Origin of the sequence: uncultured Odoribacter sp. (assembly GCF_937966165.1) — a bacterium.
Classification (GTDB): domain Bacteria; phylum Bacteroidota; class Bacteroidia; order Bacteroidales; family Marinifilaceae; genus Culturomica.
Window position 1 is genome coordinate 165,016 of record NZ_CALCLB010000006.1, and the last position, 13,584, is coordinate 178,599.

Consider the following 13,584-nt stretch of genomic DNA (forward strand, 5'->3'; position numbering starts at 1 on the left):
ATGGAAAATAAATCGTTTGGAAACAGAAGAAAGGCAGAAAATTCAAAAAATGTAAACAGAGGGAATTTTATTGCCCTGAACAGCTTTAAAATTCTCTCTGTTTTAAAATTCGTTTTATTTGCTTACAAAATGGAAATGACTGCCGAAACGTTCGAAAGCGGCCTTATCCAATTCTTCCTGATGATCCGGATGAGCGATTGATATCAATGCTTTAGCCCGGTCCTGCAACGTTTTTCCGTATAAATCTACTGAACCGAATTCTGTCACTACAATATGGGCATCAAAACGGGTCGTAACGACTCCGGCCCCATTGATCAGAGTCGGGCAGATTTTGCTGACTCCTTTAGCCGTTACAGAGGGCATGGCAATAATCGGTTTCCCGCCTTCACTGGCAGCTGCTCCGCGGATAAAGTCCAATTGTCCCCCGCAACCACTGTAGAATTTACAACCGATGGAATCAGCGTTTACCTGACCTGTAATGTCGATAGAGAGAGCGGAATTAATGGCCGTCATTTTGGGTTGCTGGGCAATGATAAAAGGATCATTAGTATACCCTACGTCCATCATGGCTACGGCAGGGTTGTCATCGATAAAATCGTACACCTCTTTCGATCCCATGAGGAAAGTGGAAACAATTTTTCCTTTATCGTATTTCTTGTTCAGGTTGTTGATAACGCCTTTGTAATATAAGGGAAGTACGCCGTCGGCAAACATTTCGGTATGGATACCTAAATTTTTATGATTTCCCAATTGCGAAAGTACAGCATTCGGAATAGCTCCGATGCCCATTTGCAAGGTAGCTCCGTCTTCGATCAAAGCAGCACAGTGCTGTCCGATTTTGATATCTTGTTCCGATAATTTTGCCTGATGGGCTTCAATCAGGGGAGTATTATCTTCACAGAAAATATCGATATCGGATAATTTGATAATAGCATCTCCCCAGGCGCGCGGAACGTTGGGATTAATGACAGCAATAACGGTTTTAGCCGTTTGTACGGCAGCTAAAGTAGCATCTACGGAAGTACCCATAGATACGTAGCCGTGTTTATCGGGCGGACATACCTGAATCATGGCTACGTCTACCGGGGTAATCCCGCTACGGATTAATTTTTGGGTTTCACTTAAATGTACAGGAATATAGTCGGCCCATCCTTCCTGAGTCGGTTTACGTACATTTCCGCCTACAAAGAAAGATTCCAGGGAAAAAACGCCTTCGAATTCTTGTTCAGCATAGGGAGCACAACCTTCTGTATGAAGGTGCTGTAACTTTATATTTTTCAGCTCTCCGGCACGTCCACGGGCGCAAAGGGCCTGGATAAGACCTTGGGGAGCACATGCTACGCTATGGATGTGGATCCGGTCGCCGGATTTTACCACTTTCACAGCCTCTTCAAACGATACTGTTTTTATTCCTTGATACATGATTCTGTTATTTTTATGATTAAATCTAAGACTTTTTCAAACGAATGCGAAGGTAAACAATAAAAGTAAAAACCCGAAGCCAAACAGGGAAAAAAATGATCTTTCGTTCCGGATCTCCGGCAATGGTTTGTTCTTATCGGATTTGGTTTTCAATATATATCCTGCCTCTCCTTACAAATGTTTCCTGTTTTGGACATTTTTGTGCCGCTTTTTTTCTGATTTACCCAATTTTAATTCTTAATATTCAAGCTTCTCTTTTCGTTTTATGTTTCTAATTTACAGAATATTCCGTCTGAAATTTGAATCTCCGGATTGTAAACTGCAGCACGGCTTTCCTTTTCCCCTTAAAATTTGCGTACCCGTTCCATATCTCTTTTGGCGTCTTTTAATTTCAGCGTTTCCCGTTTGTCGTATTCTTTTTTCCCTTTGGCGAGGGCGATGCGAAGTTTGGCCCAGCCTTTATCGGTAATAAATAATTTGACAGGAATAATGGTCAGGCCCGTTTCTTTGACATTCCGTTCAAGTTTGCGCAATTCTTTACGGGTGAGAAGAAGCTTCCGTTCCCGCTTTTCTTCGTGGTTGTAATAAGTGCCCAAGCGGTATTCGGCAATATGTATACCTTTTACCCATAATTCGCCTTTATCAAAATAGCAATAAGAATCTACCAGGCTTGCTTTCCCTGCCCGGATTGATTTGATCTCTGTACCGGTAAGGATAATACCGGCATTGTATTCTTCCAAAAATTCGTAGTCGAAAGAAGCCCGTTTGTTCCGTATGTTGATATCGCCTGACATGGATTACAAATTAAAAATGGGTATATGAAATAAAATCATCAGCAATCTTTTGCAAATTACCGGAATACAAATTATAGATAAAGCCGCAATAATCAGGATATTGGTTTTTTGATTGGTTTCTAAGCGTGTGATTGCAGCAATACCCGCATAAAGGGTACGGATAAATATCAGACTGATCAAACTCAGTAACTGACTGAAAAAACCACTGATCAATGCTACCGATAAACTGTGAAATACAACAAAAACGGATGCACTGTATACGGTGAGATGTAAAGCCGTGTTCTCTGCTTCCGGCGTTTTATTGTTCAGGTATTCCCGTACAATTAAAAAAGCCAGATAAATGCCTGCTGTTACTGAGATAAAATTGATGAGGCCGTAAAGGATGCCCTGAAAAGTACCGAAGCGGTATATTCCGCCGGGAATGACAAGCAGGGAAACAATCAGCGCTACCGGAAAGAAAAATATATTAAAAAGTCTGGAAACGTTGTCTCTTTCCCGGCATATAATAGCCCATTCTCTTCCCGGATAAAGTAATAATTGTTTAATCCGATTATAAAAGTGTTTTATGTTATTCATTGAAATCATGTGACAAAAATACCAAAATAATAAGTAAAAAATAAGAACTGAAAAATAAAAAAATCGGAAACCTGCGCAGGACGCAGTATTTGGAAAAATTTGAATAATTTTTATAAAAAGTGGGATAAAGTGGTTTGAAGTGGGGAATTTTTTTTACCTTTACCTTTTGAAAGTACCTTTTAATTGCTAAGAGAGATGTTGAATTAAATGGTTGATTATTAGTATTTTATATTGTACTCTAAAGAAAAAGGAAGATATGTTATCATTTATCGGAGATTATTCGTGTAAAGCGGACAGTAAATACCGGGTGGTAGTGCCTTCGTCTTTCCGTAGAATTATGGAAACGGAGCAACAGGAGGTATTTGTGTTGCGAAAGAATATTTTCGAACTTTGTATAGACATGTATCCTTATCGGGAATGGGAAATGCTGGTGGCGGATCTGAGGGAGAAACTAAATTTATTCGATCGTACTCACGCGGCATTTCTTCGGGAGTTATACAGGGGGACTCAGCAGGTGGAAATGGATGGGAATGGCCGTATTTTATTGCCTAGGCGTATGTTGGAAGAGATCGGGGTCGAAAAAGAAATTGTTTTAGCGGGGGTGGATACGAAAATTGAATTGTGGGATGCTAAAGCGTATAAGGGGGTGGAAATGAAAGGGGCGGACTTTGCCGTGTTGACACAACAAATCTTTGGAAACGGGAAATAACCGTTTGGTCGCTGGAATCGTTTTATGGTCAAAATTTTATAATCGGATAGGGTATGTCAGAGTATCATACACCAGTGTTATTGGAAGAATCTATAGAAGGGTTGAATATTCAGCCGGAGGGAGTATATCTGGACTTGACGTATGGTGGAGGGGGGCATTCCCGGGCTATTTTAGAGCGGCTAAGTAAGGGAATTTTAATGGGTTTTGATCAGGATGAGGATGCTGTGGCGAATATGCCTGTAGACGAACGGTTTATTCCGGTACACCATAATTTTCGGTTTCTTCGCAATTTTGTAAGGTATTATGGATTGGAATTGGCAGATGGAATTCTGGCTGATTTGGGGGTTTCTTCTCATGAGTTCGATGAGGCGGAACGCGGTTTTTCTTTTCGGTTTGATGCGGAACTGGATATGAGAATGAACCGGAAAAGCCGTTTGAGGGCTTCCGATATATTGAATACTTACAGAGAGGAGGATTTGCTGACTATTTTCAGAAATTACGGAGAAGTAGAAAATGCAGGAAGATTGGTGGGGGCAATAATTAAAAAAAGGCAGGAACGCCCTTTAATTACTTCTGGGGATTTATACGCAGGGATTCAGTCCTGTATTCCGAAGATGAAAGAAAAGAAATACCTGGCTAAAGTTTATCAAGCCCTGCGGATTGAGGTAAATGGTGAATTAGAGGCATTGAAAGAGATGTTGGAGCAGGCTAAAGAAGTTTTGAAGCCTGGGGGGCGATTGGTTGTGATCACTTATCATTCTTTGGAAGACCGGATTGTAAAAAATTTTTTTAAAACGGGAAATGTAGAGGGGAAGATAGAGAAAGATCCGATTTATGGGCATGAAACGAAAGGGTTTGAACTGATCAACCGGAAAGTTATCCTGCCTTCAGAGGAGGAGATTCGTCAAAATCCGCGGGCCAGAAGTGCGAAATTAAGAATAGCTGCGAAGCCGGTAAATGGGGGAGAATTGTAAATTTTTAAGAGGAGGAATATGAAGTTGTTCAGTAAAGCAAAAGATTTTATTTCGCCGAACGAAGAACTGAAGGAAACTTTAGAAAGTTCGGTGAAAGAGCTGTTGGACGGCCGCATATTGGCGGATAAAGTAATCAGGAAAAATATAGCTTTTATTCTTTTTCTGACTTTTCTGGGGATATTTTATATTGCCAATGGGTATAGTACAGAGAAGTTATATAAACAAAAAGTAAAGATGGAGAGGGAAGTTAGGGAGCTGCGTTTTGAATCGATAACGACGGCAGCTCGTTTGATGTTTATCAGTAAGCAGTCGGAAGTAAAGAGAAGGATAAATGAGGCAGGCTTGGATTTGCAGGAAAGTAAAGAGCCTCCTTTAAAATTATATAAAAAGTAGTAGCCATGTCGATGAAGGGCGAAATTATATGGCGTATCGGACTGGTATATGTCCTGATGACTGTAATTGCGGGAGCTGTTATTTTTAAGACTCTTCATGTGCAGATGTGGGAAGGGGAAAAGTGGCGGAAGAAATCAGTTGCAGTACGGGTAAAGGATTTTGAAGTAGCTCCGAACCGGGGGGATATTTGTGCCTGTGACGGGCGGAAGTTAGCGAGTTCCGTGCCTTATTATGAATTACGATGGGATGCATCGGTAGTGGATAGTAAGCTTTTCGGTAAAAAAGTAGATAGTCTTGCCTTGTGTTTATCCCGGTTTTTCGGGGATGAAAGTAAGGCGGTTTACAAGCAGCATTTGGAGGAGGCCCGTGCCCGGAAAAAAACGTATTATCTGATTAACCGGCGGAAAGTGTCTTTTAATGAATTGAAAAAGATCAGAACGTTTCCCATTTTCCGGAAAGGACGGAATTCGGGGGGATTGATAGAAGAAATGAATAGCGTTCGTTTACAGCCCCACGTAAATCTGGCTACCCGTACGATCGGGTATCTGAATGAAGCGGAAGACGGAAGTTTTGAAGGGAGAGTCGGTTTGGAAGGGGCTTTTGAAAATGAATTGAAAGGCATTCCGGGACGGAGTATGAAGCAGATGATGTCCGGTACGTGGGTACCGGTAACGGTAGAAGAACCTGTAGATGGAAATGATATTATTACTACTATCGATATTGATTACCAGGATATTGTACAAAACGCTTTGATGCGGCAGTTGGAAAAATTCGATGCGGACCGGGGAACAGCCATATTGATGGAAGTAGAAACAGGGGATGTCAAGGCAATTGCTAATTTAAAGCGGCAGCCCTTAGGAGGATATAGTGAAGAGTTTAATTATGCCATAGGGGATGCAGGGGAACCGGGATCTGTCATGAAAGCAGCTACGATGATTGCGATGCTGGAAGACGGGCATGTGGAACCGGGTGATACAGTGGATTTAGGCGGAAAAGGAGAGTATAAGTTTTTTGATAAGACTTTGACAGACTCGGACGGGAAGAAACCGGGGAAGATTACTGTTCAGCATGTTTTTGAAATCTCTTCCAACGGAATCGCTAAGTTGGTAAATGATTTTTATAAGGATGAACCGGACCGGTTTGTAAACCGTTTGTGCGGGTTAGATCTGGATAAAAGGTTGGAGATACCGCTAAAAGGGGAGGGAGATCCCTATATTAAACATCCGGGGGATTCTACCTGGAGTGGAATTTCATTGCCCTGGATGAGTATCGGATATGAGGTAAAGCTTACTCCTTTACAGGTTCTTGCATTTTACAATGCAATTGCGAATAACGGTCAGCGGATGCGTCCCCGTTTTGTGAAAGAAATCCGGCACCGGGGGAAATTGGTAGAACAGTTTGATCCGGAAGAGGTGGGGGGAAGGATCTGCAGCCGGAGTACATTGAAAAAATTACAACGGATGCTGGAAGGAGTAGTGGAAAACGGGACGGCCCGGAAGATTTATACCGATAAATACCGGATTGCGGGCAAAACGGGAACAGCTCGTATCGCCACCGGGAAAAAAGGGTATCAGGTCCGGAAATACAGGGCCAGTTTTGTCGGCTATTTCCCGGCAGATCATCCTTTGTATTCTTGTATTGTCGTGATAGATGAACCTTCCTTATCCAAGGGATATTATGCCAGTTCCGTGTCCAGTCCGGTATTCCGGGAAATAGCCGACAAAGTGTATTCTATTGCTTATCGGCAGTATGGGGAAATAAAGGTGGAAGCTGACAAATCTTTACCGGTTTGTAAAAATGGATTGAAGGAGGATTTCCTGACGGTATTTGACGATTTGGACATCGGAATAGAAGGAAAAGCGGATGTCAGACAAAACGATTGGGTTTTGACTGCCAGTAATGAAGGCGAAAAGGTGGTGCTGAAACCCCGGCGGATTTCGAATTCTCAGGTGCCGAATGTAAAAGGGATGGGATTGAAAGATGCTTTGTATTTATTGGAAAATGCTGGTTTATCTGTAGGCGTAAGCGGGGCAGGAATGGTGATGTCCCAATCGCTTCAGCCCGGGACAGAGGTCCGTAATGGAAGTTATATTCATATTGAATTGAGATAAGGTTGGAAAAAAGGTAAGTGGCGGTGTTCGTAATTTGATATAATCATGAAACTGAAAGAATTATTAAAGGAGATCGATTGTAAACAGATCTGCGGGTCTGCGGCGATTGAGATACGGGAGGTACATTTTGATTCGAGGAAAGCCGGACAGGGGGATTTGTTTGTAGCTCAGAAAGGTGTAAATGCAGACGGACATTTATATATAGAAAAGGCTATTGGGGCCGGGGCTGTGGCGGTGGTATGCGAACGGTTACCGGAACGGCTTTATCCCGGAATATGTTATGTGTCAGTTGAGGATTCTGCTTCTGCTTTGGGAAAAATAATGTCGGCTTTTTTCGGCAATCCTTCACGGCAGTTGAAGCTGGTCGGAGTGACGGGTACAAACGGGAAAACGACTACGGCTACTTTATTGTATGAATTGGTCCGGTTAATGGGGAAAAAAGCCGGCTTATTATCGACTGTTTGTAATTATGTGGACGGGAAACAATATCCTTCTACGCATACGACACCTGATCCTTTAGAATTAAATCAGTATTTGCGGTGGATGGTGGACGCCGGCTGTGAGTACTGTTTTATGGAAGTAAGTTCACACGCCGTTCACCAGAAGCGGATTGCCGGATTGGATTTTGAAGGAGCAATTTTCTCCAATATTACACATGATCATCTGGATTATCACAAAACGTTCAAAGCATATATTGAAGCTAAAAAAGCTTTTTTTGACAACCTGAAAAAAGATGCCTTTGCTCTTACGAATGCCGATGATAAAAACGGGATGGTGATGTTGCAGAATACAGTTGCCCGGAAATATACTTATTCCTGCCGGACAATGGCTGATTTTAATGCCAGGGTGGTTGAGAAACACTTGGATGGTACTTTGTTACAATTGGACGGTCAGGAAGTATGGACAAAGTTTACAGGGGATTTTAATGCTTACAATCTGTTAGCTGTTTATGCATCTGCCTGCTTACTTCATCTGGAAAAAGATGAGATATTGCGTTGTATGAGTCTGTTGGTTCCGGTATCCGGGCGTTTTGAAACCATACTTTCACCCGAGGGGATTATGGCCATCGTAGATTATGCCCATACTCCGGATGCTATTGAAAATGTGTTGTCGACAATTAAAGGTTTAAAGGGGAAAAATAACAAAGTCATTACAGTGGTAGGAGCCGGAGGCGACCGTGATAAAACCAAACGGCCGGAAATGGCTGAGGCTGCCTGTCGTTTGAGCGACCGGGTTATCCTGACTTCGGACAATCCCCGGAGTGAAGATCCGACAGCTATTATTTCCGATATGCAGGCGGGTGTAAAGGACGAGTACCGGAGGAAGGTGATTGCCATTACTGACCGGAAAGAAGCTATCCGGACGGGGATACTGTTGGCATCGAAAGGAGATATTGTATTGATTGCCGGAAAAGGGCACGAGAATTATCAGGAAATCAAAGGGGTTAAACATCATTTTGACGATAAGGAAGTGGTAAAGGAAATTTTTGGATTGTGAGAAGATTTCTTCGGTTGAACTGAGTAAATTTTAGAATTATGTTATATTATCTTTTTAAATACCTCGATAAATTGGATTTTCCGGGGGCCGGTATATTTCAATATATCACTTTCCGTTCGGCTTGTGCTATTATTTTATCTTTGATTTTAGCTACTGTTATCGGGAAAAAAGTCATTAAGATACTGCAACGCCAACAAATTGGAGAGGACATCCGGGATTTAGGGCTGGAAGGACAGATGCAGAAGAAAGGGACACCGACGATGGGAGGGATCATCATTTTATTGTCTATATTAATACCGGTATTATTGTTTGCCCGTTTGGATAATATCTATATTCAGTTGATGATTATTTCTACGATCTGGCTGGGAGCAATTGGGTTTGCAGATGATTACATCAAAGTTTTCCGGCGGCATAAAGAAGGGTTAAAAGGACGTTTTAAAGTGATTGGACAGATTGGTCTGGGGTTAATTGTGGGGATTACATTATACGTCAGTGACGATGTGGTTGTCAGGGAAAAAGTCGCTGTCGGAAGTGCCGGTATGGTAACCAGTATGGTAGACGAAGGTTTCAGGGAGGAAAATGCGACCCGGATATTGGCCCGGGATGTGAAATCGACAAAGACGACTATTCCTTTTTTTAAAGATAACGAATTCGATTATGCCTGGTTTACTTCCTTTGCAGGAAAATATGCGGATGAATTGGGATGGGTCGTATTTGTGTTCATCACTATATTGATTGTAACAGCGGTTTCTAACGGAGCCAATCTGACGGATGGCCTGGACGGTCTGGCGACCGGTACTTCTGCCATTGCCGGAGTTACACTGGGAATATTGGCTTATGTATCGGGAAATATGGTATATGCCGATTACCTGAATATTATGTATATTCCGCATTCGGGAGAGTTGGTCGTTTTCGGGGCTGCCTTTATCGGTGCAACTATCGGATTCCTGTGGTATAATTCTTTTCCGGCCCAGGTCTTTATGGGAGATACGGGAAGCTTGTCGTTAGGGGGGATTATTGCTGTATTTGCCATTATCTTACACAAGGAATTACTAATTCCTATTTTATGTGGAATTTTCCTGATGGAGAACTTGTCTGTTGTTATGCAAGTCAGTTATTTTAAGTATACGAAAAGAAAATATGGAGAAGGGCGCCGGGTTTTTTTGATGGCACCTTTGCATCACCATTTTCAGAAAAAAGGAATTCCCGAGCCTAAAATTGTAACCCGTTTCTGGATCGTGGGAATAATATTGGCGGTATTGACAATTGTAACTTTAAAAATGCGATAAAGGGACGGGAAATTCAGCGGAATTGTTATATTCAAATAGATTAAATAATACGAATTATGAAACTGGTCATTCTGGGAGGGGGTGAAAGCGGAACAGGAGCTGCTCTGCTGGGTAAAAAGCTCGGATATGAGATTTTTCTCTCCGATAAAAAAAATATAGACGAAGCTCATAAGGCAATTCTGGTAGCAGAAGCTATTCCATTTGAAGAAGGAATACATACGGAAGAACGGATTTTGGCTGCTGATCTGGTGGTAAAAAGTCCGGGAATACCCGATTCTGCTCCCCTGATTCAAAAAGTAAGGCAAAAAGGAATAGCAGTAATTTCCGAAATCGAATTTGCCGGCCGGCATTCCGATGCTGTTATGATTTGTATTACGGGCAGTAACGGGAAGACAACTACTACTTTACTGACCCATCATATTTTAGTGCAGGCGGGCAAAGATGCCGGTTTGGCTGGAAATGTAGGGCATAGCCTGGCCGCTCAGGTTGCAGAGAAGGCACATTCGTTATATGTAGTCGAATTGTCTAGTTTTCAGTTGGACGGTATGTATCATTTTAAGGCAGATACGGCTATTATCACTAATATTACTCCCGATCATCTGGACCGTTATGATCATAAATTTGAAAATTATGTGGACTCGAAATTCCGTATTTTGAATAATATGGATGGAGCAGGATTATTTATTTACGGTTATGATTGTGAGGTAGTCCGTCGCCGGGTGGCAGACCGGAAAATCCTTTCACAGCCGGTTCCTTTTACCTATGGAAAAGAGGCCGGCATACAACCGGCGGAGCAGGAGGCTTGTGCTTATATGGAGGGAGATACTATTGTTGTAAAACTGGACGGAAAGATTTTCCGTATCGGTAAAGATGAAGTCAGTATAAAAGGACGTCATAACGTATACAATGCCATGGCAGCTATTCTGGCTTGTATGCATGCGGGAGTGAGTCCTGAGGCTATTGCGGAAGGGTTGAGAAGTTTTCCCCAGGTAGAGCACCGTTTGGAGACAGTAGCTCTTATAGAGGGGGTCACTTACATTAACGATTCGAAAGCGACCAATGTTGATTCAGCCTGGTATGCGCTGGATAGTATGACTACGCCTGTTGTCTGGATTGCCGGAGGAACGGATAAAGGAAACGATTATACAGTACTTTACGATTTGGTGAAACAAAAGGTGAAAGCTTTGGTATGCATGGGTGTGGATAACCGGAAACTGATTGAAAATTTTTCCGGGATTTGTCCGGTGGCAGATACCCATAGTCTGGATGAGGCATTGGCAGAAGCCCGGAAATATGCCGGCAAAGGAGATACCGTCCTGTTGTCTCCCTGTTGTGCCAGCTTTGACTTATTCCAGAATTATGAACAGAGGGGGGAACTTTTTAAGGAGAAAGTAAGGCATTTGAAATAGGCAATGCTTCGTCAGGCCTGTGAGGTATACATTTAATCCATTAACTACTCGTACTATGTTCAAAGGAAAATTAAAGTTGGATTTCAAAGGGGATAAAGTACTTTGGTACGTCATTATCATTCTGATGCTTGCTTCTGTCATGGTCGTATATTCCTCTACGGGGCGGCTGGCTTACCGGGAAAAGGACGGTAATACCAGTTTCTATCTGATCAAGCAGCTTATCCTGATGCTGGGCTGTATAGGAGTCATTATCGGCTTACAGTCCGTTCATTACAAATATTTCCTTACTTTTTCAAAAGTGGTGCTGGGAATGTCTTTTATTTTTTTGTTGTGGGCAAAGTTTGCCGGTACGAATTTAAATGATGCCGACCGCTGGATTCCGTTGCCTTTGGGTTTATCGTTTCAGCCTTCGGAACTGGCTAAATTGGGAATTATTATGTATACGGCCCGGGTTATTGCTTTTTATCAGACCGATAGGGGATGCAGCGACGAGGCTTTGAAAAGTGTATTGCTGTTTACAGGGCCTTTGATTTTCCTGATTTTTCTGGATAACTTTTCGACCTCTCTTTTATTGGGATTGATTTGTATGACGATGCTCTTCGTGGGGAGGTTGCGTTTAAAGCTGATTGCGATATCAATGGGAGCCTTAATTGGCTTGGTGGGAATTATTCTGGTTCTGGCATTCACCTTTCCTCAGTTTGAAAAAATAGGACGCGTTGCGACAATTAAAGGGCGGGTGACAAATTTCTTTTCTGGGGTAAAAGAGAATGACAAAGAAGGTTATTCTTATCAGTCCGATCAGGCTAAGATTGCTGTGGCAAAAGGAGGATTAATGGGAGTAGGGCCCGGGAATAGCGAGCAGCGGAATTTCTTACCTCATCCTTATTCCGATTTTATTTTTGCAATAATAATAGAAGAATACGGATTGCTGGGAGGAGGACTGATGCTGTTGTTGTATCTGATTATTTTATACCGGATCGGGGTGATTGTAAAACGGTGTACCCGTACTTTTCCCGCTTTACTGGTGACAGGTCTGGGGTTGAGTATTGTTTTTCAGGCTTTTGTCAATATGGGAGTTTGTGTGGGTCTGTTTCCGGTAACGGGACAGCCCTTACCTCTGGTCAGCATGGGAGGGACTTCATTATTATTTACGAGTGCCGCTTTCGGGATGATTTTGAGCGTAAGTCATACTTTTCAGGGAGAGGGAGAAGTGGTAGAGGAAGCAGAAGCAGAAATAGGGGAAACGGAAACGACTGAACCGGAAGAAGTTTTAGAAAATTTAAGCAGATAAGATATGAAGAGAATTATAATCAGTGGAGGCGGAACGGGAGGTCATATTTTTCCGGCCTTATCGATTGCAAATGCATTGAAACGTCTGGATAAAGATGTTGAAATTTTATTTGTGGGGGCAGAGGGGAAAATGGAAATGGAAAAAGTGCCGGAAGCCGGATTCCCGATTGAAGGATTACCGGTAAGGGGGTTGCAGAGACGGTTGACCTGGCAAAATATAAAGGTGCTGATTAATTTATACAAGAGTTTGCGGAAAGCGAAAAAAATTATAAAACGGTTTCGGCCGGATGTGGTGGTAGGAGTGGGGGGATATGCCAGCGGTCCTGTAGGACGGGTGGCTTCTAAAGCCGGTATTCCGTTGGTGTTGCAGGAACAGAATTCCTATGCCGGAGTCACAAATAAATTATTGGCCGGAAAAGCCAGAAAAATATGTGTTGCTTATGACGGAATGGAGCGTTTTTTCGACAAAGGGAGGATTGTCTTTACCGGGAATCCGGTGCGGAAAGATTTGTTGATGGCCGGGGAATTGCGTCGGGAAGGAATTGCGTATTATAAATTGGATCCGGGAAAAAAGACAGTTTTAATTACCGGGGGAAGCTTAGGGGCCGGGATGATTAATAAGGCAGTGCAGGAGAATTTGCCGTCTATCGGGAATTGGAAAGATGTACAGGTTTTATGGCAGTGCGGGGGATATTATTATGAAAAGTTAAGGCAGGAATTAAAAGATAAATTACCGGCTAATGTAGTACTTACGGCTTTTCTGAAGCGGATGGATTTGGCTTATGCCTGTGCGGATATTGTAATCGCCCGGGCAGGAGCAGGAACAATTTCCGAATTGTGTTTACTGAAGAAAACGGCTGTTTTAATACCTTCTCCGAATGTTGCGGAAGATCATCAGACAAAAAATGCGATGGCTTTGGTAAACAAACAGGCGGCGGTAGCGATTAAAGATGCTGAAGCCGGGAAACAGTTAATTCCTGTATTGACGGAATTATTGGAAGACGAACAAAAGCGGAAAGAATTGTCGCAAAATATTGCCCGGTTGGCGATAGAGGATTCGGATCTGAAAATTGCGCAGGAGATATTGAAGCTAATAGGCGAAAAAAGATGATTTATATAC

Annotated in this window: 12 protein-coding genes; 9 read left to right on the top strand and 3 right to left on the bottom strand. The window is 42.6% G+C overall.

The window, feature by feature from the left end:
* Positions 1–114: 114 nt before the first annotated feature.
* From Q0465_RS02805 to Q0465_RS02815, 3 genes are all read right to left on the bottom strand, one after another.
* Entirely contained in the window at positions 115–1,422 is a 1,308-nt protein-coding gene (locus Q0465_RS02805; RefSeq protein ID WP_298612500.1) for an acetyl-CoA hydrolase/transferase C-terminal domain-containing protein, read from the bottom strand.
* A gap of 344 nt (positions 1,423–1,766) precedes the next feature.
* Positions 1,767–2,216 (bottom strand): SsrA-binding protein SmpB, encoded by a 450-nt coding sequence (gene smpB / locus Q0465_RS02810; RefSeq protein ID WP_298612502.1) that lies wholly within the window; start codon positions 2,214–2,216, stop codon positions 1,767–1,769.
* Positions 2,217–2,219: 3 nt separating this feature from the next.
* Positions 2,220–2,792: a hypothetical protein gene (locus tag Q0465_RS02815; RefSeq protein ID WP_298612505.1), complete on the bottom strand. Its 573-nt coding sequence runs from the start codon at positions 2,790–2,792 to the stop codon at positions 2,220–2,222.
* 256 nt (positions 2,793–3,048) lie between these two features.
* On the opposite strand from Q0465_RS02815, the gene Q0465_RS02820 reads away from it, so the two are divergent.
* Genes Q0465_RS02820 through murG form a run of 9 tightly spaced genes read left to right on the top strand, consistent with a single transcriptional unit; the run spans position 3,049 to position 13,575 of the window.
* Positions 3,049–3,501, top strand: a complete 453-nt coding sequence (locus Q0465_RS02820; protein WP_298612508.1) for a protein mraZ — start codon at positions 3,049–3,051, stop codon at positions 3,499–3,501.
* 53 nt (positions 3,502–3,554) lie between these two features.
* Positions 3,555–4,475, top strand: coding sequence for a 16S rRNA (cytosine(1402)-N(4))-methyltransferase RsmH (gene rsmH, locus Q0465_RS02825; RefSeq protein ID WP_298612511.1), 921 nt, complete (start codon positions 3,555–3,557; stop codon positions 4,473–4,475).
* A gap of 18 nt (positions 4,476–4,493) precedes the next feature.
* A complete protein-coding gene (locus Q0465_RS02830; protein WP_298612514.1) occupies positions 4,494–4,868 on the top strand; it encodes an FtsL-like putative cell division protein in 375 nt (124 codons plus the stop codon).
* A gap of 5 nt (positions 4,869–4,873) precedes the next feature.
* Positions 4,874–6,979 carry a penicillin-binding protein gene (locus Q0465_RS02835; RefSeq protein WP_298612517.1) on the top strand — a complete coding sequence of 702 codons (2,106 nt, stop codon included), beginning with the start codon at positions 4,874–4,876 and terminating at the stop codon, positions 6,977–6,979.
* Positions 6,980–7,024: 45 nt separating this feature from the next.
* Entirely contained in the window at positions 7,025–8,476 is a 1,452-nt protein-coding gene (locus Q0465_RS02840) for a UDP-N-acetylmuramoyl-L-alanyl-D-glutamate--2,6-diaminopimelate ligase (protein WP_298612519.1), read from the top strand.
* A gap of 38 nt (positions 8,477–8,514) precedes the next feature.
* Positions 8,515–9,765 carry a phospho-N-acetylmuramoyl-pentapeptide-transferase gene (gene mraY / locus Q0465_RS02845; RefSeq protein WP_298612522.1) on the top strand — a complete coding sequence of 417 codons (1,251 nt, stop codon included), beginning with the start codon at positions 8,515–8,517 and terminating at the stop codon, positions 9,763–9,765.
* A gap of 56 nt (positions 9,766–9,821) precedes the next feature.
* The gene (gene murD / locus Q0465_RS02850; RefSeq protein WP_298612525.1) at positions 9,822–11,174 is read left to right on the top strand and encodes a UDP-N-acetylmuramoyl-L-alanine--D-glutamate ligase; all 1,353 of its coding nucleotides are present in this window, start codon (positions 9,822–9,824) and stop codon (positions 11,172–11,174) included.
* A 55-nt stretch (positions 11,175–11,229) separates the two neighbouring features.
* On the top strand, positions 11,230–12,465 hold the full coding sequence (locus Q0465_RS02855; RefSeq protein ID WP_298612528.1) for an FtsW/RodA/SpoVE family cell cycle protein: 1,236 nt from the start codon (positions 11,230–11,232) through the stop codon (positions 12,463–12,465).
* A gap of 3 nt (positions 12,466–12,468) precedes the next feature.
* A complete protein-coding gene (murG, locus tag Q0465_RS02860) occupies positions 12,469–13,575 on the top strand; it encodes an undecaprenyldiphospho-muramoylpentapeptide beta-N-acetylglucosaminyltransferase (protein ID WP_298612531.1) in 1,107 nt (368 codons plus the stop codon).
* Positions 13,576–13,584 lie beyond the last annotated feature (9 nt).

What these genes read in the sequence shown, in the direction of transcription:
- smpB (WP_298612502.1), bottom strand. Translation starts at nt 2,216, where the DNA reads ATGTCAGGCGATATCAACATACGGAACAAACGGGCTTCTTTCGACTAC.
- murD (WP_298612525.1), top strand. Translation starts at nt 9,822, where the DNA reads ATGAAACTGGTCATTCTGGGAGGGGGTGAAAGCGGAACAGGAGCTGCT.
- Q0465_RS02830 (WP_298612514.1), top strand. Translation starts at nt 4,494, where the DNA reads ATGAAGTTGTTCAGTAAAGCAAAAGATTTTATTTCGCCGAACGAAGAA.
- Q0465_RS02815 (WP_298612505.1), bottom strand. Translation starts at nt 2,792, where the DNA reads ATGAATAACATAAAACACTTTTATAATCGGATTAAACAATTATTACTT.
- Q0465_RS02835 (WP_298612517.1), top strand. Translation starts at nt 4,874, where the DNA reads ATGTCGATGAAGGGCGAAATTATATGGCGTATCGGACTGGTATATGTC.
- rsmH (WP_298612511.1), top strand. Translation starts at nt 3,555, where the DNA reads ATGTCAGAGTATCATACACCAGTGTTATTGGAAGAATCTATAGAAGGG.
- Q0465_RS02820 (WP_298612508.1), top strand. Translation starts at nt 3,049, where the DNA reads ATGTTATCATTTATCGGAGATTATTCGTGTAAAGCGGACAGTAAATAC.
- Q0465_RS02855 (WP_298612528.1), top strand. Translation starts at nt 11,230, where the DNA reads ATGTTCAAAGGAAAATTAAAGTTGGATTTCAAAGGGGATAAAGTACTT.
- mraY (WP_298612522.1), top strand. Translation starts at nt 8,515, where the DNA reads ATGTTATATTATCTTTTTAAATACCTCGATAAATTGGATTTTCCGGGG.
- murG (WP_298612531.1), top strand. Translation starts at nt 12,469, where the DNA reads ATGAAGAGAATTATAATCAGTGGAGGCGGAACGGGAGGTCATATTTTT.
- Q0465_RS02840 (WP_298612519.1), top strand. Translation starts at nt 7,025, where the DNA reads ATGAAACTGAAAGAATTATTAAAGGAGATCGATTGTAAACAGATCTGC.
- Q0465_RS02805 (WP_298612500.1), bottom strand. Translation starts at nt 1,422, where the DNA reads ATGTATCAAGGAATAAAAACAGTATCGTTTGAAGAGGCTGTGAAAGTG.